The sequence below is a fragment of the Streptomyces sp. NPDC048734 genome (assembly GCF_043198675.1).
In the GTDB taxonomy this organism is placed as follows: Bacteria; Actinomycetota; Actinomycetes; order Streptomycetales; family Streptomycetaceae; genus Streptomyces.
Window position 1 is genome coordinate 151,152 of record NZ_JBICUZ010000001.1, and the last position, 23,291, is coordinate 174,442.

The 23,291-nt window shown below is 73.9% G+C and carries 22 protein-coding genes and 3 tRNA genes; 12 read left to right on the forward strand and 13 right to left on the reverse strand.

Translation table 11 applies throughout. From position 1 onward, the window contains the following. Nucleotides 1-65 precede the first annotated feature (65 nt). Nucleotides 66-923: a fumarylacetoacetate hydrolase family protein gene (locus tag ACGFQC_RS00690; RefSeq protein WP_363088476.1), complete on the forward strand. Its 858-nt coding sequence runs from the start codon at nucleotides 66-68 to the stop codon at nucleotides 921-923. A 200-nt stretch (nucleotides 924-1,123) separates the two neighbouring features. Here the strand turns inward: ACGFQC_RS00690 and ACGFQC_RS00695 are convergent, their stop codons facing one another. Together ACGFQC_RS00695 and ACGFQC_RS00700 are read right to left on the reverse strand one after the other, a co-directional pair. Next, on the reverse strand, nucleotides 1,124-1,630 hold the full coding sequence (locus tag ACGFQC_RS00695) for a heme-degrading domain-containing protein (protein ID WP_363088475.1): 507 nt from the start codon (nucleotides 1,628-1,630) through the stop codon (nucleotides 1,124-1,126). Then, on the reverse strand, nucleotides 1,627-2,694 hold the full coding sequence (locus tag ACGFQC_RS00700; RefSeq protein WP_363088474.1) for a Gfo/Idh/MocA family oxidoreductase: 1,068 nt from the start codon (nucleotides 2,692-2,694) through the stop codon (nucleotides 1,627-1,629). Before ACGFQC_RS00700 ends, ACGFQC_RS00695 begins: the two co-directional genes overlap by 4 nt. 56 nt (nucleotides 2,695-2,750) lie before the next feature. Between ACGFQC_RS00700 and ACGFQC_RS00705 the strand changes: the two genes are divergently transcribed. The 5 genes from ACGFQC_RS00705 to ACGFQC_RS00725 all read left to right on the forward strand — a co-directional run bounded on the left by ACGFQC_RS00705 (nucleotide 2,751) and on the right by ACGFQC_RS00725 (nucleotide 7,398). After that, nucleotides 2,751-4,097 carry an ROK family protein gene (locus ACGFQC_RS00705; protein WP_393287431.1) on the forward strand — a complete coding sequence of 449 codons (1,347 nt, stop codon included), beginning with the start codon at nucleotides 2,751-2,753 and terminating at the stop codon, nucleotides 4,095-4,097. A 107-nt stretch (nucleotides 4,098-4,204) separates the two neighbouring features. Further along, a complete protein-coding gene (locus ACGFQC_RS00710; RefSeq protein WP_363088473.1) occupies nucleotides 4,205-5,107 on the forward strand; it encodes a hypothetical protein in 903 nt (300 codons plus the stop codon). 197 nt (nucleotides 5,108-5,304) lie between these two features. Then, nucleotides 5,305-6,084, forward strand: coding sequence for an HAD-IIA family hydrolase (locus ACGFQC_RS00715; protein ID WP_363088472.1), 780 nt, complete (start codon nucleotides 5,305-5,307; stop codon nucleotides 6,082-6,084). Between the two features lie 103 nt (nucleotides 6,085-6,187). After that, a complete protein-coding gene (locus ACGFQC_RS00720) occupies nucleotides 6,188-6,739 on the forward strand; it encodes a hypothetical protein (protein ID WP_363088471.1) in 552 nt (183 codons plus the stop codon). 2 nt (nucleotides 6,740-6,741) lie between these two features. After that, nucleotides 6,742-7,398: a class F sortase gene (locus ACGFQC_RS00725; RefSeq protein WP_363088470.1), complete on the forward strand. Its 657-nt coding sequence runs from the start codon at nucleotides 6,742-6,744 to the stop codon at nucleotides 7,396-7,398. Between the two features lie 81 nt (nucleotides 7,399-7,479). Here ACGFQC_RS00725 and ACGFQC_RS00730 read toward each other — a convergent pair. Next, nucleotides 7,480-7,553, reverse strand: a tRNA-Lys gene (locus tag ACGFQC_RS00730). Nucleotides 7,554-7,752: 199 nt separating this feature from the next. Here ACGFQC_RS00730 and ACGFQC_RS00735 point away from each other — a divergent pair. The 3 genes from ACGFQC_RS00735 to ACGFQC_RS00745 all read left to right on the forward strand — a co-directional run bounded on the left by ACGFQC_RS00735 (nucleotide 7,753) and on the right by ACGFQC_RS00745 (nucleotide 11,298). Further along, nucleotides 7,753-9,099, forward strand: coding sequence for a peptidoglycan-binding protein (locus tag ACGFQC_RS00735; RefSeq protein WP_363088469.1), 1,347 nt, complete (start codon nucleotides 7,753-7,755; stop codon nucleotides 9,097-9,099). 363 nt (nucleotides 9,100-9,462) lie between these two features. Further along, nucleotides 9,463-10,572: an SPFH domain-containing protein gene (locus ACGFQC_RS00740; protein WP_363088468.1), complete on the forward strand. Its 1,110-nt coding sequence runs from the start codon at nucleotides 9,463-9,465 to the stop codon at nucleotides 10,570-10,572. 120 nt (nucleotides 10,573-10,692) lie between these two features. Then, nucleotides 10,693-11,298, forward strand: coding sequence for a lytic polysaccharide monooxygenase (locus ACGFQC_RS00745; protein WP_363088467.1), 606 nt, complete (start codon nucleotides 10,693-10,695; stop codon nucleotides 11,296-11,298). A gap of 89 nt (nucleotides 11,299-11,387) precedes the next feature. Here the strand turns inward: ACGFQC_RS00745 and ACGFQC_RS00750 are convergent. The 6 genes from ACGFQC_RS00750 to ehuB all read right to left on the reverse strand — a co-directional run bounded on the left by ACGFQC_RS00750 (nucleotide 11,388) and on the right by ehuB (nucleotide 15,687). Further along, nucleotides 11,388-11,461 (reverse strand) — tRNA-Lys (locus tag ACGFQC_RS00750). A gap of 126 nt (nucleotides 11,462-11,587) precedes the next feature. Beyond that, a complete protein-coding gene (locus ACGFQC_RS00755) occupies nucleotides 11,588-12,346 on the reverse strand; it encodes an IclR family transcriptional regulator C-terminal domain-containing protein (protein WP_363088466.1) in 759 nt (252 codons plus the stop codon). Between the two features lie 186 nt (nucleotides 12,347-12,532). Next, nucleotides 12,533-13,303, reverse strand: coding sequence for an ectoine/hydroxyectoine ABC transporter ATP-binding protein EhuA (gene ehuA / locus ACGFQC_RS00760; RefSeq protein ID WP_363088616.1), 771 nt, complete (start codon nucleotides 13,301-13,303; stop codon nucleotides 12,533-12,535). A gap of 73 nt (nucleotides 13,304-13,376) precedes the next feature. Then, nucleotides 13,377-14,024, reverse strand: coding sequence for an ectoine/hydroxyectoine ABC transporter permease subunit EhuD (ehuD, locus tag ACGFQC_RS00765; protein WP_363088465.1), 648 nt, complete (start codon nucleotides 14,022-14,024; stop codon nucleotides 13,377-13,379). Then, a complete protein-coding gene (gene ehuC, locus ACGFQC_RS00770) occupies nucleotides 14,021-14,761 on the reverse strand; it encodes an ectoine/hydroxyectoine ABC transporter permease subunit EhuC (RefSeq protein WP_363088464.1) in 741 nt (246 codons plus the stop codon). The genes ehuD and ehuC overlap by 4 nt, the downstream gene beginning before the upstream one ends. Beyond that, nucleotides 14,761-15,687, reverse strand: a complete 927-nt coding sequence (ehuB, locus tag ACGFQC_RS00775) for an ectoine/hydroxyectoine ABC transporter substrate-binding protein EhuB (RefSeq protein ID WP_363088463.1) — start codon at nucleotides 15,685-15,687, stop codon at nucleotides 14,761-14,763. Before ehuB ends, ehuC begins: the two co-directional genes overlap by 1 nt. Before the next feature lie 392 nt (nucleotides 15,688-16,079). Between ehuB and ACGFQC_RS00780 the strand changes: the two genes are divergently transcribed. Together ACGFQC_RS00780 and ACGFQC_RS00785 are read left to right on the forward strand one after the other, a co-directional pair. Further along, nucleotides 16,080-16,811, forward strand: a complete 732-nt coding sequence (locus ACGFQC_RS00780; RefSeq protein WP_363088462.1) for a decarboxylase — start codon at nucleotides 16,080-16,082, stop codon at nucleotides 16,809-16,811. A 575-nt stretch (nucleotides 16,812-17,386) separates the two neighbouring features. Continuing rightward, entirely contained in the window at nucleotides 17,387-18,475 is a 1,089-nt protein-coding gene (locus tag ACGFQC_RS00785; RefSeq protein WP_363088615.1) for an LLM class flavin-dependent oxidoreductase, read from the forward strand. On the opposite strand, the gene ACGFQC_RS00790 is transcribed toward ACGFQC_RS00785, so the two are convergent. Continuing rightward, the gene (locus ACGFQC_RS00790; protein ID WP_363088461.1) at nucleotides 18,454-20,301 is read right to left on the reverse strand and encodes an EAL domain-containing protein; all 1,848 of its coding nucleotides are present in this window, start codon (nucleotides 20,299-20,301) and stop codon (nucleotides 18,454-18,456) included. The two genes, ACGFQC_RS00785 and ACGFQC_RS00790, sit on opposite strands and share 22 nt — an antisense overlap. A gap of 360 nt (nucleotides 20,302-20,661) precedes the next feature. On the opposite strand from ACGFQC_RS00790, the gene ACGFQC_RS00795 reads away from it, so the two are divergent. Then, nucleotides 20,662-21,873 (forward strand): M6 family metalloprotease domain-containing protein, encoded by a 1,212-nt coding sequence (locus ACGFQC_RS00795; protein ID WP_363088460.1) that lies wholly within the window; start codon nucleotides 20,662-20,664, stop codon nucleotides 21,871-21,873. Between the two features lie 86 nt (nucleotides 21,874-21,959). Here ACGFQC_RS00795 and ACGFQC_RS00800 read toward each other — a convergent pair. The 3 genes from ACGFQC_RS00800 to ACGFQC_RS00810 form a co-directional block, all read right to left on the reverse strand. Further along, nucleotides 21,960-22,033 (reverse strand) — tRNA-Lys (locus ACGFQC_RS00800). Then, nucleotides 22,024-22,635 (reverse strand): bifunctional DNA primase/polymerase, encoded by a 612-nt coding sequence (locus ACGFQC_RS00805; protein ID WP_363088459.1) that lies wholly within the window; start codon nucleotides 22,633-22,635, stop codon nucleotides 22,024-22,026. Before ACGFQC_RS00805 ends, ACGFQC_RS00800 begins: the two co-directional genes overlap by 10 nt. Before the next feature lie 150 nt (nucleotides 22,636-22,785). Continuing rightward, on the reverse strand, nucleotides 22,786-23,154 hold the full coding sequence (locus tag ACGFQC_RS00810; protein ID WP_363088458.1) for a hypothetical protein: 369 nt from the start codon (nucleotides 23,152-23,154) through the stop codon (nucleotides 22,786-22,788). Nucleotides 23,155-23,291: the final 137 nt, after the last annotated feature.

Below are 23,291 nucleotides of genomic sequence, written 5' to 3' on the forward strand. Positions count from 1 at the left end.
GATCGATCAGTCCTCCGACGGCCGCACCCGTCGGCGGGCGGCCGCGATCGAGGGAGACTGTGATCATGAAGCTGCTGCGAGTCGGTACGGCGGGCGCGGAGCGTCCCGCGCTGCTCGACGCCCGGGGGACCCTGAGGGACCTGTCGGGCCTCGTGGACGACATCGACGGCGCCCTGCTCGCCGACGCCGCGGCGCTCGGCCGGATCCGCGCAGCCGGTGAGTCCGGCGAGCTGCCCGCGCTGGACGCGACCGGGCTGCGGGTCGGCCCGCCGGTCGGCCGGATCGGCAAGGTCGTGTGCATCGGGCTGAACTACCACGACCACGCCCGCGAGACGGGGTCCGCGGCGCCTGCCGAGCCCGTCGTCTTCTTCAAGGCGGCGGACACGGTCGTCGGGCCGTACGACACCGTGCTCGTGCCGCGCGGGTCCACCAGGACCGACTGGGAGGTGGAGCTGGCGGTCGTCATCGGCCGTACCGCCCGCTACCTGGAGTCGGCGGCGGAGGGGCTCGCGCACGTCGCCGGGTACGCCGTCGCGCACGACGTCTCCGAGCGGGAGTTCCAGATGGACCGGGGCGGCACGTGGGACAAGGGGAAGAACTGCGAGACGTTCAACCCGCTCGGCCCGTGGCTCGTGACGGCCGACGAGGTGCCCGACCCCCAGGCGCTGGGGATGCGGCTGTGGGTCAACGGCGAGCTGAAGCAGGACGGCACGACCGCCGACCAGATCTTCCCCGTCGGCGAAGTCGTCCGCTACGTCAGCCAGTTCATGGTGCTGCACCCCGGTGACGTCATCAACACGGGGACACCGGCCGGGGTCGCCTTCGGCCGGCCCGAGCCGAAGCCGTACCTGCGGGCGGGCGACGTGGTCGAGCTGGAGATCGACGGCCTGGGGCGGCAGCGGCAGGAACTCGGAAAGGCCTGAGGCGCCGAGGGCGCGGGGGCACGGCGACCCCGCGCCGTCCGCGCCGGTACGGCGACCCCGCGCCGTCCGCGCCGGTACGGCGACCCCGCGCCGTCCGCCGGTACGGCGACCCCGCGCCGTCCGCGCCGACGCGGCACAGCCGCAGGCGGCACGGCACGGCCGCACGCCGGCACGCCCCCCCCGCGTCCTCGAACGGCGTCTCAGCCCAGGTCCTTCTCCAGGAACTGTTCCAGGGCCTCGACCACGAACCGGTGGTCCTCCAGCTGCGGCAGGCCCGAGACCGTCACCGCTCCGACCACCCCGACGCCCTCGACGGTGATCGGGAAGGAGCCGCCGTGGGCCGCGTACGTGTCGGGGTCCAGGCGCGAGGACTCCTCGAACGTCGTGCCCTTCGCGCGGTGGCGCGAGCCCACCAGGTAGGACGAGGCGCCGTAGCGCTCCACCACCCGGCGCTTGCGCGCGATCCAGGCGTCGTTGTCGGGGGCCGAGCCGGGCAGGGCCGCGTGGAAGAGCTGCTGGCCGGCGCGGTGGATGTCGACGGCGACCGGGGCCTGCCGTTCGCGGGCCAGCTCCACCAGCAGCGAGCCGAGCGCCCAGGCGTCGTCGAAGGTGAACTGCCGGAACACCAGACGCCGTTCCTGCGCCTGCAACTCCTCCAGGGTGGGAGCGATCTCCGGGGTGAACCTGGGGGTGATCTCGTGCGTCACAGCGACACCGCCACTCCGTCTCGTGCCGAACGGCGGGCCGCCTCCAGGACGTCGAGCGCGGCGGCCGCCTCCGCGGCGGTCACCGGGTTGGGACCGCCGTCGGTCAGTGCCTTCGCCACCGCAGCGTAGTAGGCCGGGTAGTCGCCGGGCAGGGTCCGCACGGCCCGTCCGCCGCCGGTCGCCGGGGACTCGCCCGAGCCGACGCGCCCCCACAGCTCCTCGGGCTCCTCGCCCCAGCCGGCGCCGGGCCGCCCGCCGTCGCGCAGCGCCGCCTCCTGCGGGTCCAGGCCGTACTTCACGTAGCCGGCCTTCGAGCCCAGCACCCGGAACCGCGGGCCGAGCTGGGCGGTCGTCGCGGAGACGTAGAGGTGGGAGCGGACGCCGTTCGCGTGGGTGAGCGCGAGGAACGTGTCGTCGTCGGTCTCCGCGCCGGCGCGGCGGACGACCGCCTCGGCGTAGACCCGCGTGACCGGGCCGAAGAGGACCAGCGCCTGGTCGACGACATGGCTGCCGAGGTCGTACAGCAGACCTCCGATCTCCGCCGGGTCGCCGGACTCCCGCCAGCCGCCCTTCGGCTGCGGCCGCCACCGCTCGAACCGGGACTCGAAGCGCCAGACGTCGCCCAGCGCGCCCTCGGCGAGGAGGGAGCGCAGGGTGAGGAAGTCGTTGTCCCAGCGGCGGTTCTGGAAGACGGAGAGGAACAGCCCGCGCTGCTCGGCCAGGCCGGCCAGCTCCCGCGCCCCGGCGGCGGTACCGGCGACCGGCTTGTCGACGACGACCGCGAGGTCCGCTTCGAGGGCGGTCCTGGCGAGCGGCACGTGCGTCTTGTTCGGGGACGCGACGACGATCAGGTCCAGGTCCCCGGAGCGGGCGAACAGCTCGTCGGGGGTGCCGGCGACGCGTACGTCCGGGAACCCGGCGCGGGCCTGCTCCCGCCGCTCGGGGTTCGAGGTGACCACCGTGTCGAGGACGAGGCCCTCGGTGGCGGCGATCAGCGGGGCGTGGAAGACGGAGCCGGCCAGGCCGTAGCCGATCAGGCCCACGCGGAGGGGAGTACCAGTCATGCGACCTACTTTCGCAACGCTGTTGCCAAAGTGCAAGCGCGGGGGAGAATGGGCGCGTGAACAGGACGAACGGCGGCACGGCAGGCGGCAGGAGCGGGACGGACGGCCCGAGCGGTCCTGGAGACATCCGCGGCGTGGGCGGCGTGACAGGGGCCGGCACGACAGGGGGTGCCGTCGGCGCGAACCTCCTCGCCGTGCGCAGTCACAACGCCGCGCTCGTGCTCGACCTGCTGCGCACGGCCGGACCGGACGGCATCAGCCGGCTCGAACTCGCCGAGCGCACCGGCCTCACCCCGCAGGCCGTCAGCAAGATCACCGCCCGGCTGCGGGAGGAGGGCCTCGCGGCGGAGGCCGGCCGCCGCGCCTCCACGGGCGGCAAGCCGCGCACCGTGCTGCGGCTGGTGCCGGCCGCCGCCCACGCGGTCGGCGTCCACCTCGACCGCGACGAACTGCGGATCGTCCTCACGGACCTCGACGGGAGCGTGGTCGGGGAGCGCCGGGGCCCGCTAGACCTGGGGGCCGGGGCGGAGGCGGTGCTGGGGGCGGTGGAACGGGGCGTCGGCGCGATGGTGAGGCAGGGGCAGGAGCGGCAACGAGAGCAGGAGCGGGAGCGGGAGCGGGAGCGGGAGCAGGAGCAGGGGCAGGGGCAGGGGCCGGTACGCGGGCGCGGGCACGGGCAGGAGCCGGTCCACGGGCACGGGCACGGGCAGGCGCAGGCATCCAGGCTGCTCGGTGTCGGCGTCGCCCTGCCCGGCCCGCTCGACCACACCCACGGCGTCCTGCACCGCGTCACCGGCTTCCCGGAGTGGGACGGCTTCCCCCTGCGGGACGCGCTGGCACGGCGGCTCGGTGTGCCGGTGGTCGTCGACAAGGACACCAACGCCGCCGCCCTCGGCCTCGCCGTCGCCGGTGAACGCGGCTCCTTCGCCTACCTCCACCTCGGTACGGGGCTGGGCGCCGGTCTGGTCATCGACGGCAGGGTGCACCGCGGGGCGCGCACCGGCGCCGGGGAGTTCGGCCACCAGGTCATCCAGCTGGACGGGCCGCCCTGCCCCTGCGGCGACCGCGGCTGCGTCGAGGCGCTGTGCCTGGCGGCCATCGACCGGGGTGACGTGGCGGAGGCGGCCCGGGTGCTGGGGGCCGCCGCCGCGAACCTCGCCGGTCTGCTCGACATCGACCAGGTCCTCCTCGGCGGTCGCGCGATCACCGCGACCCCGGACCCCTTCGTGGCCGGGGTCGCGGCGGTCCTCGCCGCGCGCGCCGCCCGGGAGGGCTCCCCGGACCTCGCCGTACCCGTACGACTCGCGCCCGGCGGGTCCGACGGCTCCGGCGGCCCGGCCGGGGTGGCGGAGGGCGCCGCCCACCTGCTCCTGGGGCCGGTGTTCGGGCGGACGGACGTATGAGACGGTCTGGCGCCTGAGGGGAACCGGTTCCCTCCGCCGAACGAATGCATTCGCACGGCCGTACGGTGCGGCAGCCCCCGGGCGGCACCCCCCTGCGGCAGGCTCACGTGTTCATGCGACCGTGCACGCCCGTCTTCCTCTGCCTCGCCGCAGCCGCCGTCCTGCTGCCCGGGCCCGCCCTCGCGGAAGCCGTGCCGAGCTGTGCCGGGGCGGACGCGGGGGACTTTCCGCTCACCACCCGGCTCCACGGCGGGCCCGACTCCTACCGTGCCGGGGGCGGCCACGGCACCTGGTTCCTCGACCTCACCAACACCACCCGCCGCACCTGCGCCGCCGTGCACCCGGTCGTCGTCCTCGTCGACTCCGCGCACGCCCTGAAGCCGGCCCAGGCCCACCTGGAGTTCTACGTCGGCGGCCACCCGCACCCCGTCCGCTTCGAGACGACCGACGAGGACGAACTCGTCGGAGCGCTCGCGGACGTCCCCGGCGCGACGGAGGAACCCGCCGGGCCCGCGGAGCGCCCGGCCCCCTTCCCCGGCTTCACGGTCCCCCCGGGCCGGACCCTCACCGTGAAGCTGCGCCTCTCGCTCACCTCGGACGCCGTGCCCAACCAGGTCACCGCCAACGCGGCGGTCGTCCAGCGCCAGGGCGACGACGGCGAGTGGGTCGGGCAGTCGAACGACTACCGATTCGCCATCGAGACGGAGACGGAGGCCGAGGAGGAGTCCGAGACGGAGAAGGAGAAGGAGAAGGAGAAGAAGGAGAACGAGGCTGAGTCCGAGTCCGAGCCCGACCGCGCTCCCCGCCCGACCTCCACCGCTTCCACTCCCGCCCCCACCTCCACCGCCACCCCCGCCCTCTCCTCCTCTCCCTCCGCCCCGTCCTCCCTCGCCGACGAGGCCCAGGAACTGGCCCTCACCGGTCTCTCCTCCCCAACCGGTGCCCTCGCCGTCACCGCCGGTCTCCTCGCCACGGGCGCCACCCTCGTCGTGCTCCGCAAGCGCCGCTGAGGGACCGCCGCCGGGAGACCGCCGAGGGGGCGCCGGGGTGCGGCCGGGCCTCGCCGGGGCCCCGCCGGAGCCTCGCCCGGTTCACCTGGTGATCGGCCGGGTCCGGATCAGGTGGTCCTGACTAGGCTGGGGTGCGTCGGTACGCCGTGGTTCCGGCGACCCCGCACCGCCCGTACGCACGCCAGGAGACGCACCACATGGCAGACCGCAAGCCCATCGAGTCGTGGCTCACCGACATGGACGGGGTGCTCATCCACGAGGGCGTCCCGATCCCCGGCGCAGACTCCTTCCTGAAGAAGCTCCGCGAGTCGGGCCGGCCCTTCCTCGTGCTGACGAACAACTCGATCTACACCCCGCGCGACCTGCACGCCCGGCTGCGCCGCATGGGCCTGGAGGTGCCGATCGAGAACATCTGGACCTCGGCCCTGGCCACCGCCCAGTTCCTGGACGACCAGCGGCCCGACGGTTCGGCGTACGTCATCGGCGAGGCCGGTCTGACCACGGCGCTGCACGACATCGGCTACATCCTCACCGACCACGAGCCGGACTACGTCGTCCTCGGCGAGACCCGCACCTACTCCTTCGAGGCCATGACGAAGGCGGTACGGCTGATCAACTCCGGCGCCCGCTTCATCTGCACCAACCCGGACGAGACCGGCCCCTCCACCGAGGGGCCGCTGCCCGCGACCGGCGCGGTGGCCGCGCTGATCACCAAGGCGACCGGCAAGCAGCCCTACTTCGCGGGCAAGCCCAACCCGCTGATGATGCGCACGGGACTGAACGCGATCGGCGCCCACTCCGAGAGCAGCGCGATGATCGGCGACCGCATGGACACCGACGTGCTGGCCGGCATGGAGGCCGGGATGCAGACGTTCCTGGTGCTCACCGGCCTGACCCGGCCCGAGGACGTGGAGGGCTTCCCGTACCGCCCGTCGCAGGTGGTCGACTCGATCGCGGACCTCGTCGACCGGATCTGAAACCTGTCACCGGGCGGAAATGACCCGGACGGAGCAGTGGTGCCCCGCTGGAGATGCGGGGCACCGGCGCGCGGGGGAGCCTCCAGGTACTGGGAGGTTCACGATGGGTCCACTCAAAGTCACACTCTGTGCGGGCGTCGCGGTCGTCGCCGCGACCCTCACTCCGACGGCGTACGCCACGAACCCGGCGGGCGGGGTCTCGGTGACCCCGTCGACCCCGGCCCCCGGCGCCGAGGTCGCCCTCGAGGTCACCGGGTGCTCGGGCAGGAAGGCCACCGCGGAGTCCGAGGCGTTCGTCTCCGACGCGCACCTGGTCGGCCCGGGCGGCCAGGGCGGCTCGCTGTCCGGCGAGACCCGGATCCGCACCTCGCTCGCCCCCGGTTCCTACCGCGTGACGGTCGTCTGCGCCGACTTCGAGGTCAAGGGCGCGATCAAGGTCGTGGCGGCCGGCGCCCGGCCGACCGCCCCCGCGTCCCCGGTCGCGCCGGTCCGGGCGGGCGGCGGAGGCGCGGCGCCCCTGGCCGTTGCCGATGACGACTCCCGCGTGGAGGGCCCCGGCCTCGCCCACGCCGTCACCGGTCTGCTCCTGGCCGGCGCCGCCGCCGTCGCCGTGGTGCTGCGCGGGACCCGGCGGCGCCGCCGGGGGACGGAATGACCATGTCCGAACGGGAACGTGGCTCCGGGCGGCTCCTCATCGGCCTGGCCTGGGCGCTGCTGCTGCTCGGCCTGTGGCTGTGGGGGCGCGAGGTGACCGACGTGCGGCCCGGCGCCGCCACCGCCACGGGTGACGTGGCCGCGGTGGGCCGGCCCGCCGACGCCGAGCTGCCGCCCGCCGCCCGGCCGCTGGCCGCCGCGCTGCCGCAGCGCGTGGACGTTCCGCAGCTGGGCGTGCAGGCCCCGGTCGTGGCCCGCGGCCTGGACGCGCAGGGCGCGATCGCCGCGCCGCCCTACGACCAGGCGGGCGTCGTCGGCTGGTACGCGGCCGGGGTCAAGCCCGGCGCCGCCGGTACCGCGCTGATGGTCGGCCACGTCGACACCGAGACCCGCCCCGCGGTCTTCTACAAGCTGAGCACGCTCGCGGCCGGCGAGACGATCCGGGTGGTCCGCGACGACGGCAAGGTCGCCGAGTTCACCGTCGACGACGTCGCCGTGGTCCAACGCGACCGCTTCGACGCCCGCCAGGCCTACGGCACCCGCGAGTCGGGCCGCGCCGAGCTGCGGCTGATCACCTGCGGCGGCACCTTCGACCGGGCGAGCCGCAGCTACACGGCCAACGTGATCGTGTCGGCGTACCTGACCGGCACGGCGCCCTGACGGGCGGCACGGGGGGCGCCCCGGGTCGGCGCCCCGAGACAGCAGAAAGCCCCTCGCTCGCGCGAGGGGCTTTCTGGTCTGTGCGCCGCCAGGGACTCGAACCCCGGACCCGCTGATTAAGAGTCAGCTGCTCTAACCAACTGAGCTAGCGGCGCCTGCTGACGACGTTAACTCTACATGACCTCCGGGGGTGCTCCTGACGCCCGGACGGCCCCCGACCTGCCCCGCACCCCTCCGGGAGGGGTGCGCGTACATCATTCGGACCGTCAGCATGCGCGTCGGCAAGGCAGTTGGTGAAGACTGGCGAACGTGCACAGTCGCGGACATTTCCATCTGCAATGTGAGGGGAATCGCATGCCGGCTCCGGTGTTCGAGGAATTCGAACCCGCGAGCGACTGCGAATGCCCCGGATGCGTCGACCGGAGGCGGGCCGCAGCGGCTTTCCCGGCCGCCGGAACCGGTGGCCGCCCGGCCGTCCACCGCACCGTCGTCGTCGCGGCCGCGGCCTCCGCGGTCCTCGGCACCGGTCACGCGGTCCCCGTCCTGGCCGCCCCGCAGCAGGCCGCCGACCGGCCGGGGGCCCCCGCGGGCGACGGACCCCAGACCCCGCAGGGCGCGAAGGCGCCCCTGCACGGGCCCGGCGGCAAGCCCGCCGGTGCGGTCCGGCTGCCGGCGACCACCCGGACGGAGATCATCGACCGCGCGGAGAAGTGGGTGGCGGCGAAGGTGCCGTACAGCATGAGCGCGTACTGGTCGGACGGCTACCGGCAGGACTGCTCCGGCTATGTGTCCATGGCCTGGAACCTGCCGGGGAACGAGTGGACGGGCAGCCTCCACACCTACGCGACCGAGATCACCAAGGAGGAGCTCCAGCCGGGCGACATGCTGCTGTTCCACAACCCGGCCGACCCGACGAACGGCTCCCACGTCGTCCTCTTCGGCGGCTGGACGGACTACACGCAGGGCTACTACACCGCCTACGAGCAGACCCGCCCGGCCACCCGCAGGATCGCCACCCCCTACGCGTACTGGACCAGCTCCGGCAAGTACGTCCCCTACCGCTACAAGGGCCTGACCGCCGACCCGGGGGTGCCGCAGGTCCCGGGAAAGGAGGGCGGCGGGGACGGCGCCAACCCCGGCTCCGGCGCCGTGCCGCCCGCGTACCCGGGGCGGGCGGCCTTCGGGCCCGGTGCCGACAACCAGCACGTCACCCGGCTCGGCCGGCTCCTCGTCGAGCGCGGCGCGAAGCGGTTCTACGCCTCGGGGCCCGGCCCGCGCTGGTCGGACGCCGACCGGCGGGCCACCCGGGCGTTCCAGCGGGCCCAGGGCTGGAGCGGTGCCGGCGCCGACGGGCTGCCCGGCCCGCTGACCTGGTCGCTGCTGACCACCGGCAGGGGCAAGGACATCGCCCCCGCCGGGTCCGGAGCGGTGGGGACGCCCGCCCCCGCCCCGGTCCCGAGCGTCCCCGCCTATCCCGGCCGGGGCGTGTTCCGGCCCGGCGCCGACAACGCGTACGTCACCCGGCTGGGGAGGCAGCTGGTGAAGAAAGGGTTCGGCAGGTACTACGCCAAGGGGCCCGGACCGCGCTGGGGCGAGGCGGACCGGCGGGGCGTAGAGGCCTTCCAGCGCGCCCAGGGCTGGCGCGGCGGGGCGGCCGACGGCTACCCGGGGCCGGAGACCTGGCGGCGGCTGTTCTCGTAGGCCCGCGGCCCGGTGACCGCCACCCGCCGCCCGGCGACCCCGGACGTCCGGACGAGCGCGCGGCGACCCCGGTCGCCCGGACCGATCCGGTCGCCGGGCCCGACCTGGTCACCCGGACCATCTGGACCACCCGGCGGCTCCGGACCACCCGGGCCACCCGGCGGCTCCGGACCACCCGGGCCACCCGGCGGCTCCGGACCACCCGGACCACCCGGCGGCCGTGGTCGTCGGACCGGCCCGGCCACCCCGGTTGCCGGGGTTGCCGGACCGCCCACGGCGACCCCGGCCGTCGGACCGCCCCGACGACCACGGTCGTCCCCATCCACTGTCATGGCGTATCTGGCGCGGAGGCTGGAGGCACGCATGAGTACGACCACTTCTCAGACGCCCGAATCGGAGGGGCCGGCACGGCCCGCCCGGCTGATCCAGAACGAGGCGACCACCGAGATCCCCGTCCATCTGCTGTTCCGCGACGAACCGGAGCCGAGGCCGGTGCCGCTCGGGCCCGTCGTCGTGGGCAGCCGGGCGGGCACCGGGGGGCAGCCGAGGCTGCGCCGGCCGGCTCCGGTGAAGGCGCGGCCGGTCGCGCAGGTCGACCCCGCGCTCGTCGAGCGGCCCGGCCGCGTGCTGCCCGGCGCGGTCGGGGTGGCCGCCGGGGCGTGCGGGGCGGCGGGCTGCGCGGCCACCTCGTGGTGGGCGGGTGTGCTGCCGCCGGTGGTGGCGGAGGCGCTCGCGCTGCCCGCGTCGGCCGGGGCCGGGCTCGGCCCCGCGCAGTGGGCGGCGTACGCGGGGGCGGGCGCCCTCGGCCTGTTCGGCTTCGGCGGGCTGGCGCGCGGCAGGACCGGGCGGGCCTGGGTGCTCGGCCTGTTCGGCCGCTACCGGGGGACGGTCCGGCGCACCGGCCTGCTCTGGGTGAACCCGCTGCTGCTGCGCCGCCGGGTCGACGTACGGCTGCGGCACTGGCGCAGCGAGGCGCTGCCCGCGGCCGACGGCAACGGGGTCGCGCTGCGGGTGGTGGCGCTCGTGGTGTGGCGGGTGCGGGACACCGCGCGGGCCACGCTCGGCGTGGAGGACCACGAGACGTACCTGCGCGAGTGCGTCGAGGCGGCGCTCGCCCGCGTCCCCGTGGAGACGCCGGGTGCCGGGCGGGGGGTGGTCGAGGCGTCCGGGGAGGCGCTGACCCGGCGGGTCGCGCGGGACGCGGGTGCGATCGGCCTGGAGGTGTACTCGGTGCAGCCGCTGCGCGTCGAGTACGCCCCCGAGGTGGCCGCCGCCATGAACCGGCGCCGGATCGCCGCGCTGGACGCCCAGCAGCGGGCGTCGGTGCTGGGCTCGGTGGTGGACTCGGTGGAGGACACGGTGACCCGGCTGACCATGCGCGGGCTGGTGGAACTCGACGACTACGAGCGCAAGGCGCTGGTGAAGGACCTGACGGTGGCCTTCTGCTCGGGACGGGGGGAGCAGTCGCCCTGACGACCCGTCGAACAAGTCCCCCCATTGGTATGGACATGCTCAACGGTCGGCAATAATCTCGAACTTGGTCTAGACCTGCACGCCTCACGGAACCTCCCCACGTTCTCCAGGAGCGGCAGCATGAGCAAAAAGACCAAGTGGTACGCCGCCGCGCTCGGCCTCACCACGGCGGGAGCCTTCGTGCTCACCGCCGGAGGCGCGAGCGGCCACGGCTACACCGACCTCCCCGTCAGCAGGCAGAAGCTCTGCCAGAACGGCACCGTCGCCAACTGCGGCAACATCCAGTGGGAGCCGCAGAGCGTCGAGGGCCCCAAGGGCTTTCCGGCCGCCGGACCGGCCGACGGCCGGATCTGCTCGGCGAACAATGCCCCGTTCGCCCAGCTCGACAGCCCGAGGACCCCGTCGGGCGCGGCCTGGCCGACCACCCGGGTGAGCGGCGGCCGGTCCTACACGTTCCGCTGGCAGTTCACCGCCATGCACGCCACGACCGACTTCAGGTACTACGTCACCAGGCCGGGCTGGAACCAGAACCACGACCTGGCCCGCTCCGACCTCAACCTGACGCCGTTCCTCACGGTGCCCTACGGCGGTCAGCGTCCGCCCCAGACCCTCTCCCACAGCGGCACCCTGCCGTCCGGGCTGAGCGGGCACCACGTCGTCGTCGCCGTCTGGACGATCGCCGACACGGCCAACGCGTTCTACGCCTGCTCCGACGTCACCTTCTGACCCCCGGGGCCGCGGGAGGGGCCGCCGCTCCGGGCGGGGCCACGCACGCCGAAGGGCCCCCCGTGTCTCCACGAGGGGCCCTTCTCCGGTGCGCCGCCAGGGACTCGAACCCCGGACCCGCTGATTAAGAGTCAGCTGCTCTAACCAACTGAGCTAGCGGCGCATGACTCTCGCCCTCCGCCTTCGGCGGCCTGCGACGAAGAAAATACTACCCGGTCCGCGGGGGTGCTCCGGACCAGGTGCCGCCGGTCGTCCGGGGCCGTCCCGGACGACCGGCGGGGCGGCCCGTTCAGATGGCCAGCGAGAGCAGCACCCGGGCCGCGTTCCGGTTCAGGGTGTCGGCGGCCCGGCGCAGGCGGTGGGCGTGTTCGACGGGCAGGGACAGGGCCAGGCAGCCCGCGGTGGAGCCGGCCGTGATCGGGACGGCCGCGCAGACCGTGCCCACGGCGTACTCCTGGAGGTCCAGCACCGGCACCGTGGGCGGCTGCGACGCCAGGCGGGAGAACAGCAGCTTGTCGCTGGTGATGGTGCGCGAGGTGAGGCGGGCCATCTTGTGCCGGGACAGGTGGTCGCGCCGGCCGTCGTGGTCGAGCTGGCCGAGAATGCTCTTGCCGAGCGCGGTGGCGTGGGCGCAGGAACGGAAGTCGACCCACTCGTTGACCGCGGGCGTGGCCGGGCCGTCGGCGTACTGGGTGACGGTGACCTCCCCGTCGACGTAGCGGCTGATGTAGACGGCGGCGCCGACGCAGTCGCGCAGCCGGTCCAGGGTCTGCTGGAGCTGGTCCCTGAGGGCCTCCTCGTGGTGGTGGGCGGACGCCAGGCGGGTCAGGGCGGCGCCGGTGACGTACGCCCCGTCCGTGACCTGCTCGACGTATCCCTCGCGGCGCAGCATCCGCAGGAGCGGGGTCAGTCGCTCCGTGCCGAGGCCGGTCTCGCGGGTCAGTTCGGCGTCGGTGACGCCTGTGGTGTGCCGGGCCACCGTCTCCAGGACGCGCAGGGCGTCCTGGGTCGAGTCGTACGGCGCGGTCGGCTCGTGTCTCAGCGCCACGGTTCCCCCTGCGCTCGCTGTGTCGGCTGCGCTTGCTGTCTGGGCCGTAATCCGGTCGGTGAACCGGTTCCACGATATCCGGCGACGGTCCCGTGGGAAGGTGCGTCGAGCGGATTACGGCCCTCTCAACAGGGGGATTGTTCCGCCGTCATATGCCGACGGCGTGGCGCGAGCGCCGCCCCCGGCTCAGAGCACGGCGCCGAGGAACTCCCGCGTCCGCTCCTGCTCCGGCTCGCTGAAGATCTTCTCCGGCGGGCCCGACTCGATGACGCGACCCGAGTCGAACATCAGTACCTGGTCGGAGATGTCCCGGGCGAAGCTCATCTCGTGGGTCACGCAGAGCATCGTGATGTCGGTGCTGCGGGCGATGTCCCGCAGCACGTCCAGGACGCCGGCCACCAGCTCCGGGTCCAGCGCGGAGGTCACCTCGTCCAGGAGCAGGACCTGCGGCCGCATCGCCAGCGCCCGCGCGATCGCCACCCGCTGCTGCTGGCCGCCGGACAGCTGGGTCGGGTACTTGTCGACGTGCTCGCTCAGGCCCACCAGGTCGAGCAGCTCGCGGGCCCGCTGGTCGGCCTCGTCCCTGGACAGGCCGAGGACGGTGACCGGGGCCTCGGTGATGTTGCGCAGCACCTTCATGTTCGGGAACAGGTTGAACTGCTGGAAGACCATCCCGATGTTCTTGCGGACCTCGCGGACGTGTTTCTCGCCGGCCCGCACGAGCCTGCCGCCCCGCTCCTCGTGGGTCAGGTACTCGCCGCCCACCCTGATCGTGCCCTCGTCGGGCCTGTCCAGGGTCATCAGCAGCCGCAGGATCGTCGTCTTGCCGGAGCCCGACGGGCCGATCAGCGTGACGTGCTTGCCGGAGTCGACGCGGAAGTCGAGCCGGTCGAGGACGGTGTGGTCGCCGAAGCGTTTGGTGACCTTGTCGAAGCGGATCAGCTCGCGGCCGTCCACGGGCGGATTGGCGGGGGTGCCGGGGTTCCGCACGGCATCGGTGCCGGCGGAATTGGTCTCAGCGGCATTGGTCTCAGCGGACAAGGCGTCGCTCCAGGGCTCGGATCAGGAGGGAGGCGGGGTAGGCGACGGCGATGAAGGCCACGCCCACGACGGTGAGCGCCTCGGTGGTGAAGGTCTCGTTGCTGAAGGACTGGGCCTCGCCGAGCATGTCGAAGGCGCCGATGGTGGCGATCATCGGCGAGTCCTTGAGCATGGCGACGACGTAGTTGCCCAGTGGCGGGACGACGCGGCGGATCGCCTGCGGGAGGATCACCGCCCGCCAGGTGCGGGCCCTGGACAGGCTCAGCGCCGTGGCCGCCTCCCACTGGCCGGCGGGGACGCCGTCGATGCCCGCGCGGTAGACCTCGGCGGTGTAGGTGGAGTAGTGCAGTCCGAGGCCGATGATGCCGGTGGTGAGCGGCGACATCGACGGGCCGAAGCCGGGCACCACGTAGAACAGGAAGAACAGCTGCACCAGCAGCGGGGTGTTGCGGACGAACTCCGTGACGGCGACGACCGGCCGGCGCACCCACACCCGCGCGGACCGCTGGGCCAGCGCCCACACCAGGCCCAGCACGAACGCGATCAGGGCGCCGGCGGCCAGGGCCTGCAGGGTGACGAGCACGCCGTCCCAGAACCGCGGCATGAAGTCCTCCACGACGTTCCAGTCCCAGTTCATCGCGCACCTCCCGCGGACCGCGCACCGGCGCGGAGGCCCTCGCCCCGGGCGCCGGGCTTCCCGGTGGTGCCGGCGGACTTCTCCGGCGGCTGACCGATGCCGGCCTTCGCCCTGCGCTCCAGCAGCCGCATGCCGCGGGTGAGGAGGAAGGCGAGGACGAAGTAGAGGACCAGCAGCAGGGTGTAGACCGGGGTGGTCTCGTTGGTGCCCAGCCGGAGCAGGTTGCCGGCGAACGTCATGTCGGCCACCGTGATGACCGAGACCAGGGCGGTCCCCTTCAGCAGCTCGATCAGCAGGTTGTTGAACGGCGGCACCATCGCGGGCCACGCCTGGGGCAGTTCGATCAGGCGCAGCCGCTGCCCGCGGGTGAAGTTGAGCGCGATGCCCGCCTCCTTCTGCGCCGGGGCGACGGCCGCCAGGGAACCGCGGACGATCTCCGAGCCGTAGGCGCCGTAGGTCAGGCCGAGCGCGCTGACGCCGGCCCACATGGGCACCAGCTGCCAGCCGAAGAGGGGCAGGGCGAAGAACATCCAGAACATCAGCACCAGCGCCGACATGCCGCGGAAGACCTCGAAGTAGGTCCCGGCGACGAAGCGGACGATCCAGTGCCGCGAACCGCGGGCCAGGCCGATCCCGAACGAGACGGCCGCGGCGAGGGCCGCCGCGTACACGGTGACCTGGACGGTGACCCAGACGCCCGGCAGGAACCAGGTGGTGAGGAACTGCGAACTCATCATCAGCCGCACAGCTCCTTCGCCGTGAGGTCCGTCATGTCGTCCCTGCCGAAACCGAAGGGGCCGACGATCTCCAGCAGTTCCCGGTAGTCCTGCTGCTTGAGCTTCAGCAGTTCCTCGTTGAAGGCGTCCCGGAGGTTCTTCTCGGACAGCCGGAAGGCGAACCCGCCCGCGCCGTAGGCGGGCTTGCCGTCCACCACGGGCTGGAACGGCTCGGTCGCCGACACGCGCCCGGAACCCGCCACCGCCGACTTGACCGTGATGCGGGTGCCGGCGAAGGCGTCCACCCGGCCCTGGGCCACCGCGTCCAGGCCGGCCACCTGGTCCGGGAGCACGAGGACGTCGCGGATGCCCGCGGCCCTGGCGTAGTCGATCTGGGCGTAGGCCTTGCCGGAGGCCAGGGTGAGCCCCTTCTTCTTGACGTCCGCGTACGTTCTGATGCCGTGCGGGTTGCCCTTGCCGACGATGAAGGAGTCCAGCATCAGGTAGTCCGGGTCGGCGAACAGGACCTGCTCGCACCGGACCGGATTGATGTACATGCCGGCGGACACCACGTCGAACTGCCGCGCCTTCAGCCCGGGTATGAGGGCACCGAAGTCCACCGGCACCGGCTTGACCTCGTCGACGCCGAGCCGCTTGAAGACCACCTCCGCGATCGCGGGCGCCTCCCCGGTGGCCCGTCCGTCGTCCCCGACGTAACCGAAGGGCGGCTCGCTGGCGATGCCGATCTTCACGGACCCCTGATCGCGCAGGGTGTCCAGAAGACTGCCTCCCAGGACCTTCCCGTCGTCCGGCACGCGGCTGCAGCCGGTCGTCCCGAGGCTCCCCGCCGCGCCCAGCGACACCGCTCCGACGAGCAGTGATCGGCGGCCGATCCCCGAGCGGGATCTGTCCGGGGTTCCTGATCGATGTGCGTGTGGTCGAGCCATGGGCGCGCGGCTACCCCGACCTCATGCCGGTCATGCGGATCACTTTCGGCCCGGCGCCGGCGCCGAGGCCTCCTCGGCCGCCGGGGGAGGGACCGCGGGACGCGCGGCGCGGCAGGTGGCGGTCCGGGGCGGCGGCGGAGGCGTCCGGCCTCGGCCGGACGCACGCTCCCGCCCGGAGTCACCGTCGTCAACGCGGCCTTCCGTACGGTCCGTTGCGCCGTCCTGCGCCAGGCGGGGGCGGTGCCCCCGCGTCATCTCGGCCAACCAGGTGAGGAAGTGCGCGGCGCTGCGCCGATTGGGTACCCGAGCCATGGGGCCGTACCGGGCTCCGCCGGCCGCGGGGGCGCGGAACCGGCCCCCGCACTGCCGGAAGAACAGCAGGAAGGCTGGACATGACCGCACTCGGATTCCTCTACCCGGGCCACTCCGCCGAGGACGACTACCCGCGCATCGAGCAGCTCCTGGGCAGCGACATCCGGCTGGACCTGGCCCACACGGATGTCGGTGAGGACGCCCACCGCGTCGACGCCCTGCGGCAGCTGGGCGCGCCCGAACGCCTGGCGGTCGGCGTCGAGCAGCTGCGCCTGTCCGGCGCCGAGGCGGTCGTGTGGGCCTGCACCAGCGCCGGCTTCGTGTACGGCTGGGAGGGTGCCCACGAACAGGTGCGCGCACTGGCCCGCGCCGCCGGGATGCCGGCCTCCTCCACGTCTTTCGGCTTCGTCCACGCGGTACGGGAGATCGGTGCCGCGCGGGTCGCGATCGGGGCGACCTACCCCGACGACGTGGCCGGGCTCTTCGCCGGGTTCCTGCGGGCGGGTGGCGTCGAGGTGACGGCACTGCGCGGCTCCGGCCCCGGCACCGCCGCCGAGGTCGGCACCTGGGGGGAGGCGGAGGTGCTCGCCCTGGCCCGCGCGGCCGACACCCCCGACGCGGACGCGGTCCTCCTCCCCGACACCGCCCTGCACACGGCCGCCCACCTCCCCGCCCTGGAGAAGGAGCTCGGCAAGCCGGTCCTCACCGCCGTCCAGGTGACCGTCTGGGAGGCCCTGCGCCTGACCGACCGCCGGGTCAACGCACCCGGCCTGGGAGCACTGTTCACCCGGGAGCCGATCGTGCAGGCGTGAGCGCCGGAGCACCGACGCCCGCGGCCCACCGACCGTGTGCCGGCACCGGCACCGGCACCGGCCGGGCGCCCGCGCCCCCGCTTGTCGAGGGGAGAAGGGCTCATGGACCAAGGGCCGCGCGCCGGACCTGGGGATCCTCGCTCACCAGCGGCAACCGGGTGCGCGAGGCCTGCCACCCGTCGGCCTGCCTTAGAGGGACCGGGGCCCCGCGCCCAGCAGCCGCCTCCTGGGCCCGAGGTCCCGCCACCGGCGTCGGCCGGGTGCCCGGGACCCGCCTGCCAGGACCCGGTGCCCTTCGCCCGATCGTCGCCCCCTGGGCCCCCGACATTCCGGACCACCACCCCCCTGGGCCCCGCCCATCAGCCCCGACAGGGATCGGCGCTCCTCGCACCACCCCCCTCGCCACCGGCCGGGAATAAGCGGGGACAGCCTCCTGTTAGCGTCCGACGGACGACAGTGCACGCCGAGATGCAGGAGGAACCCCCGTGGCGGCAGACGAGACGGCGGCAGGCGAGAACAGGGCCGGCGCGGCGCAGGCCGGCGAGTCGGCGGCCGGCGCGGCGGCCGCCGGTGACGTGTCGGCCGACGGGATCCGCGGCGCGGTGCACGGCAGCGCCCCCGTCCCCCTCTCCGTGCTGGACCTGGTCACCGTCGGTTCCGGGCACACCGCCACCGACGCCCTGCGCACCAGCGTCGACCTCGCCCGGCTCGCCGAGGCCCGCGGCTTCCACCGGTACTGGGTCGCCGAGCACCACTCGATGCCGGGCGTCGCCTCCTCCTCGCCCGCGGTGATCCTGGCCCACCTCGCCGCCCACACCGGCCGCATCCGGCTCGGCTCGGGCGGCGTCATGCTGCCCAACCACGCCCCGCTGGTGATCGCCGAGCAGTTCGGCACCCTGGAGGCCCTCGCCCCCGGACGCGTCGACCTCGGTCTCGGCCGCGCCCCCGGCACCGACGGCGCCACCGCCGCCGCCCTGCGCCGCACCGAACGGCTGCACGAGGGCGCCGACGACTTCCCCGAGCAGCTCGCCGAGCTGACCCGGTTCCTCGACGACGACTTCCCCGACGGGCACCCCTACCGCCGTATCCACGCCGTCCCCGGCCCCGTCCAGGCCACCTCCCCCGGCGGCGTCCAGTCCCGGCACCGCCCGCCGGTGTGGCTGCTCGGCTCCTCCGGGTTCAGCGCCCGGCTGGCCGGCCTGCTCGGCCTGCCGTTCGCCTTCGCGCACCACTTCTCCGCCCAGAACACCGTCCCGGCCCTCGACCTCTACCGGGAGTCCTTCCGGCCGTCCGCGGTCCTCGACGAGCCGTACGCCCTCATCGGCGTCTCGGTGCTCGCCGCCGACGACGAGCGCGAGGCGCGCCGCCAGGTCCTGGCCACCGGCCTGAACATGGTCCGGCTGCGCGGCGGCCGGCCCGGCCTGTTCCCCTCCCCGCAGGAGGCGGAGGCCCACGCATTCACCCCGATGGAGCGGGAGTTCGTCGACTCCTGGACGGCGAACATCATCCACGGCACGGCCGACGAGGTCCGCTCGGGTCTCGACGACCTGCACAAGCGCACCGGTGCCGACGAGTTGATGCTCACCAGCCACGCCCACCGCGGCGACCTGCGCCTGCGCTCCTACGAACTCGTCGCGGACGCCTACGGGTTGCCGACGGCGTAGGACGCGCCGGCCATCAGTTCGGAGATGCGGTCCGGCGGCACCGGGCGGGAGTAGAGCCACCCCTGTCCGGTGTCGCAGCCGATCCGGCGCAGCCGGCCGGCCTGCGCGGGGGTCTCCACGCACTCCGCGGTCACGGTCAGCCCGAGCCGGTGCGCGAGGGCGATCATCGCCTCGACGACGACCTCGTCCGCCGGATTGGGCGGCGCACCCGTGCCCTCGTACTGGAAGCCGCGTACGAACGACCCGTCCAGTTTGAGGACCGACACCGGGAGCCGGCTCAGGTAGGCCAGGTTGGAGTAGCCGGTGCCGAAGTCGTCGATGGCGATGTTCACGCCCATGTCGCTGAGTGCCTGGAGGGCCTGCAGCGGGCGCCCGGCCGAGCCCATCACCGCGGACTCCGTCAGCTCCAGCTGAAGCAGCGACGGGTCCAGCCGGGTCTCGGCGAGGATCTCCGCCACGTCCGCCACCAGGTCGGAGTCCCACACCTGACGGACCGCCACGTTGACGCTCACGAACAGCGGCGGGTCGTCCGGACGGGCCAACTGCCAGGCCCGCGCCTGCCGGCAGGCGGTGGCCAGCACCCAGCGCCCCAGCGGCACGATGGAGCCGTCCTCCTCGGCGAGCGCGACGAACCGGTTCGGCGGCAGCAGGCCGAACCGGGGGTGGTCCCAGCGCACCAGTGCCTCCACCCCGCGCAGCCGCCCGTCCGACATTCCCACCAGCGGCTGGTAGTCGAGCCGGAACTCGCCCCGTTCGATGGCCGGCCGCAGGGTGGAGGCCAGTGCCTGACGGGTCGTCAGGTGCGCGTTGCGCTCCGGGTCGAACAGCGTCCAGCGGTCCTTGCCGTCCACCTTCGCCCAGTGCAGGGTCGTGTCGGCCGCCTGCATCAGCCCGGTGGCCGTGGTGCCGGCCGCGTGCCGCTCGACGACCCCGATCGACGCGGAGACGTTCAGCCGCTGCCCCGAGAGGTCGAACGGCGCCTGGAGCGCCTTCAGTACGGACTCGGCGAGGTCCGCGAGCTGTTCGGTGCCCGTGGAGTCCTCCACCAGCAGGGCGAACTCGTCCCCGCCGAGCCGCGCCACCAGCGGCACGCCCGGCCGGGTCCGCCCGGCCTCCTGCGCGCACGCGGTCAGCCGCTCCGCGACAGCGGCCAGCAGTTGGTCGCCGACCCGGTGGCCGAGCGTGTCGTTGACCGCCTTGAACCCGTCCAGGTCGAGGTAGCACAGCCCGATCCGGCCGGTTCCGCTCTGCTCGAACGACTCCGCCTCCAGTGCTCCCGTCACCCGCTCGAAGAACAGGGTGCGGTTGGGCAGCCGGGTCACCGGATCGTGCATCTGGAGGTGGCGCAGCCGGGCCTGCAACTCCCGGTGACCGCTGACGTCGGTGACCGACAGCAGGACGCCGCCCGCACCGCCGTCCAGCGGCGCCACCGTGACCTGGGCCCACAGCGAGCGTCCGTCGGGTCGTTTCAGCCGCCGTGTGCAGCGCAGTTTCGCCTGGCGGCCGCGGAGCACCTCCCGGTAGGCGTGCCAGGTGCGCGCGTCGGAGGCCAGGTCCAGCAGCTCGGCGGCGGACCGCCCGACCAGCCCCGCGGGCCCGCCGGCCAACAGCCCGCCGAGCGCTTCGTTGGCGTCGGTGACCAGGCCCTCCCGGTCCACGACCGCCATGGCCAGGGGGGCGGCCGCGAAGACGGAACGGTAGGCCGGTGGCCCGCCGCCGGTGTCCTCGGCGGCACCCCTACGAGTAGATGCCTTGATGTCACTCACCGTGACGGCTGACCGGTCGAGGTCTGCCGCGGGCGTCGGCCCTTCGGACGTTCCGCTCACCGCTCGCTCCCGCAGTGCACTCGATCTCTGTCCGCGCAGGAAAGTCTGCCGATCATAGAGGCTGCCCCCGGACGTCCGCAGCCACTGCCCAGTGTCCCGGAACGACCGACGTTTCTGACAGATCGTTTCTGCCCCCGGGTGGACCGGTTCTGCTGGCGGACGACCGCTTGTGACGTTCCGTGAGTGTTCCGGGGGTGTCGGCATGATGCCCCGTTTCCGCGTCCTCACTCGTCCGGGGTAGACAAACAGGGCGTATTGCATCGAATTCCCACAGGCTGGGGGGCGGTGTCCCGTGAACCGCTCCCGGAGGTCCCTGTGCCGCGACAGCTCCCGCGCCCCCGACTGCGCAGCACCGCGGCCATGTTCACCACCCTCTCGGCACTCGCCGCGACCTGTCTCATCAGCGCCCCCGCGGCGGAACCCTTCTCGGCCACCCCCTGTGCGCTCAAGCGCACGGACGCCCACCACTCCGAGGGCCTGGACACCTGGAACGCCGCCTATCCGCGGCCCGCTCGCGCCCTCGACGCGGTGATGATCTTCCTGTCGTTCCCGGACTGGGCCCCGACGGTCCCCCCGGCCGAACTCGCCGCCGACCACTTCCCGACCACCAGCCGCTACTTCCAGCAGGCCTCCTACGGCAGGTTCACCCTGCGCGCGCATCCCCTGAAGCGCTGGATCCGGATGCCGCGGCCGTCCACCGCGTACGCCATACAGCGGGACTGGAACGCCGCGCACCGCGGCGCCTACCTGCGCGACGCCCTCGCCGCGGCCGACGGGCAGGTCGACTTCTCCCGCTACGACGTCGTCTACCTCGTCGCCGACCCGGACGCCCCCGGCGTGGACTCCGACGCCACCAAGGTCGTCAACATGGACCACCCGCTGCGCGCGGACGGCACCGACATCCGGCGGATCGTCACCGTCTTCGAGCAGCATCCGCCGGACCGGCTCGTCCTGGCCCACGAGACCGGGCACGTGTTCGACCTGCCCGACCTCTACCACCGTCCCACGGACGGCAAGGGCGACTGGGACACGCACGTCGGCGACTGGGACCTGATGGGCAGCCAGTTCGGCCTCGCCCCCGACCTGTTCGCCTGGCACAAGTGGAAGCTGGGCTGGCTGGAACCGCGCCAGGTGGTGTGCGTGCCCCGCGGGACACCGACCCGCCTGACCCTGGAGCCGCTGGGTGCCGGGCCGGACGTGCCGGTGAGCCGGGCCGCCGGCTCACCGGCCTTCGGACTCGGCAACGGCACCAAACTCGCGGTCGTCCGCACCGGTGCCGACAGCGTGCTCGCCTTCGAGGCCCGCGGCCGCGTCGGCAACGACCGCGCGTCCTGCCGCTCGGGCGTGCTCGTCTACCGCGTCCACAGCGGCGCGGCATCCGGCCGCGGCCCGGTCGAGGTGGTCGACGCCCACCCCGCCACCGACGCCTGCTGGGGCGACTCGGTCTACCCGCCCCTCGCCGACGCCCCGGTCGGCGCCGGCGAGAGCTTCACCGTGCCGGGGGAGGGCGTACGGGTGGACGTGGAGGGGCGCACCGCGGCGGGGGCGTGGACGGTCCGGATCACGGCATAGGGCCTCTCCGGCACGATCCGCTGGAGAGGCCCCGCCCGACGGGCACGCGAAAGGCCCCCCGCTCGCGCGAGGGGCCTTGCTGTCTGTGCGCCGCCAGGGACTCGAACCCCGGACCCGCTGATTAAGAGTCAGCTGCTCTAACCAACTGAGCTAGCGGCGCCTGCTGACGTCGTAGACCTTAGCATCCGGATCCGAGGCGTGAGAAATCGATATCCGCACGGCGGCACGGGCGGCCCGGACGGCCGCCCAGAGCAGGATCTCCGGGCCCGGCAGCCAGGGGTGGCAGGCGTCCGGGGCGGTGACCCAGCGGGTGGTGGTGCCGCTCGCCCCCGGGGCGAGCGGGGCCGGCACGGTGACCGCGTCCCCGTTGCCGTGGCACAGCAGCGGCGGCACCGCCCCCGTACGCCCGTCCAGGCGACCGCCGGCGCTCCACTCCTCCCACTCCAGGAGCGAGGGGAGCCGCTGGGCGGTGCCGGGCGCGGCGAACAGCAGCATCCGCCCGCGGAACGCGGCCACCGGCCCGGAGCCCGGCCCCTCGTCCCACAGCCGGTCCAGCATCAGCCGCCCGAACATCGCGGGGGCGCTGACGACGTCGAAGACGGAACCGCAGGGCAGCACGACCGGGGCGTGCGGGCGCTCCTCCCACAGGGCCAGGGTGCTGCGGGGGAACGGCGCCGCGGACGCCAGCCAGGCGACGCCGGCCGCGGTGACCCCGCAGGCGTCGCGACGGTCGGTGTCCGGGACGTTCCATGTGCTGCTCATGCCGAAAAGGTCTACCCGGGGTGAGCGGGTGATCTCGCAGGGTTCCGGGAAACCGGGACGAGAGGGAAGAGGAGGGGGTATCTTGCCCGCCTGGCATATGCCCGGGGCCGACGCGGGGTGACCGGCGCGGGTTCCGCGGCCCTGCGGGCGTCACACGGGGCCGGCGTGCCCGTGTCCCTCGGCGTCCCCGCTCAGCAGGTCCCGTCCGAACTCGACCATCTTCTTCGCGTAGTCCTCGGTCCACTCGGCCCGGTCGGCGATGTCCGCCGCCGTCAGCCGGTCGAAGCGGCGCGGGTCGGCGAGCTGGGCCGCGGCCACGGCCTGGAACTCCATCGCCCGGTCGGCCGCCGCGCGGAAGGCCTGCGTCAGCTCCGTGGCCCGTGTCAGCAGCGCGCCGGGATCGTCTATCGACTCCAGATCGAAGAAGTGCTCCGGATCACCGGCCGCCTCGGCGGGCTCGAAGAGCAGGGGCGCGGGGCGTAGCCGCGGTTCGTTCCGACCCGGCGTGGGCTCCGCCATGTCTTCTCCTCCTCGTACGGTCGGGATGGCACCACTGGTGAGCGGGCCACCCTCCATTGTCCCCCGGCGACGCAAGGGGGCCGGGGACCCGGCCTTCTCAAGCGATCCGCCCCCGGCGATGTTCCCCAGCCACCGGC

Excerpts from the sequence above, each read along its gene's own strand:
- ACGFQC_RS00725 (WP_363088470.1), top strand. The coding sequence starts at position 6,742 with ATGTCCGAACGGGAACGTGGCTCCGGGCGGCTCCTCATCGGCCTGGCC.
- ACGFQC_RS00720 (WP_363088471.1), top strand. The coding sequence starts at position 6,188 with ATGGGTCCACTCAAAGTCACACTCTGTGCGGGCGTCGCGGTCGTCGCC.
- ACGFQC_RS00780 (WP_363088462.1), top strand. The coding sequence starts at position 16,080 with ATGACCGCACTCGGATTCCTCTACCCGGGCCACTCCGCCGAGGACGAC.
- ACGFQC_RS00715 (WP_363088472.1), top strand. The coding sequence starts at position 5,305 with ATGGCAGACCGCAAGCCCATCGAGTCGTGGCTCACCGACATGGACGGG.
- ACGFQC_RS00700 (WP_363088474.1), bottom strand. The coding sequence starts at position 2,694 with ATGACTGGTACTCCCCTCCGCGTGGGCCTGATCGGCTACGGCCTGGCC.
- ACGFQC_RS00735 (WP_363088469.1), top strand. The coding sequence starts at position 7,753 with ATGCCGGCTCCGGTGTTCGAGGAATTCGAACCCGCGAGCGACTGCGAA.
- ehuC (WP_363088464.1), bottom strand. The coding sequence starts at position 14,761 with ATGATGAGTTCGCAGTTCCTCACCACCTGGTTCCTGCCGGGCGTCTGG.
- ACGFQC_RS00745 (WP_363088467.1), top strand. The coding sequence starts at position 10,693 with ATGAGCAAAAAGACCAAGTGGTACGCCGCCGCGCTCGGCCTCACCACG.
- ACGFQC_RS00810 (WP_363088458.1), bottom strand. The coding sequence starts at position 23,154 with ATGGCGGAGCCCACGCCGGGTCGGAACGAACCGCGGCTACGCCCCGCG.
- ACGFQC_RS00740 (WP_363088468.1), top strand. The coding sequence starts at position 9,463 with ATGAGTACGACCACTTCTCAGACGCCCGAATCGGAGGGGCCGGCACGG.
- ACGFQC_RS00805 (WP_363088459.1), bottom strand. The coding sequence starts at position 22,635 with ATGAGCAGCACATGGAACGTCCCGGACACCGACCGTCGCGACGCCTGC.
- ACGFQC_RS00795 (WP_363088460.1), top strand. The coding sequence starts at position 20,662 with ATGTTCACCACCCTCTCGGCACTCGCCGCGACCTGTCTCATCAGCGCC.
- ACGFQC_RS00690 (WP_363088476.1), top strand. The coding sequence starts at position 66 with ATGAAGCTGCTGCGAGTCGGTACGGCGGGCGCGGAGCGTCCCGCGCTG.
- ehuD (WP_363088465.1), bottom strand. The coding sequence starts at position 14,024 with ATGAACTGGGACTGGAACGTCGTGGAGGACTTCATGCCGCGGTTCTGG.
- ehuB (WP_363088463.1), bottom strand. The coding sequence starts at position 15,687 with ATGGCTCGACCACACGCACATCGATCAGGAACCCCGGACAGATCCCGC.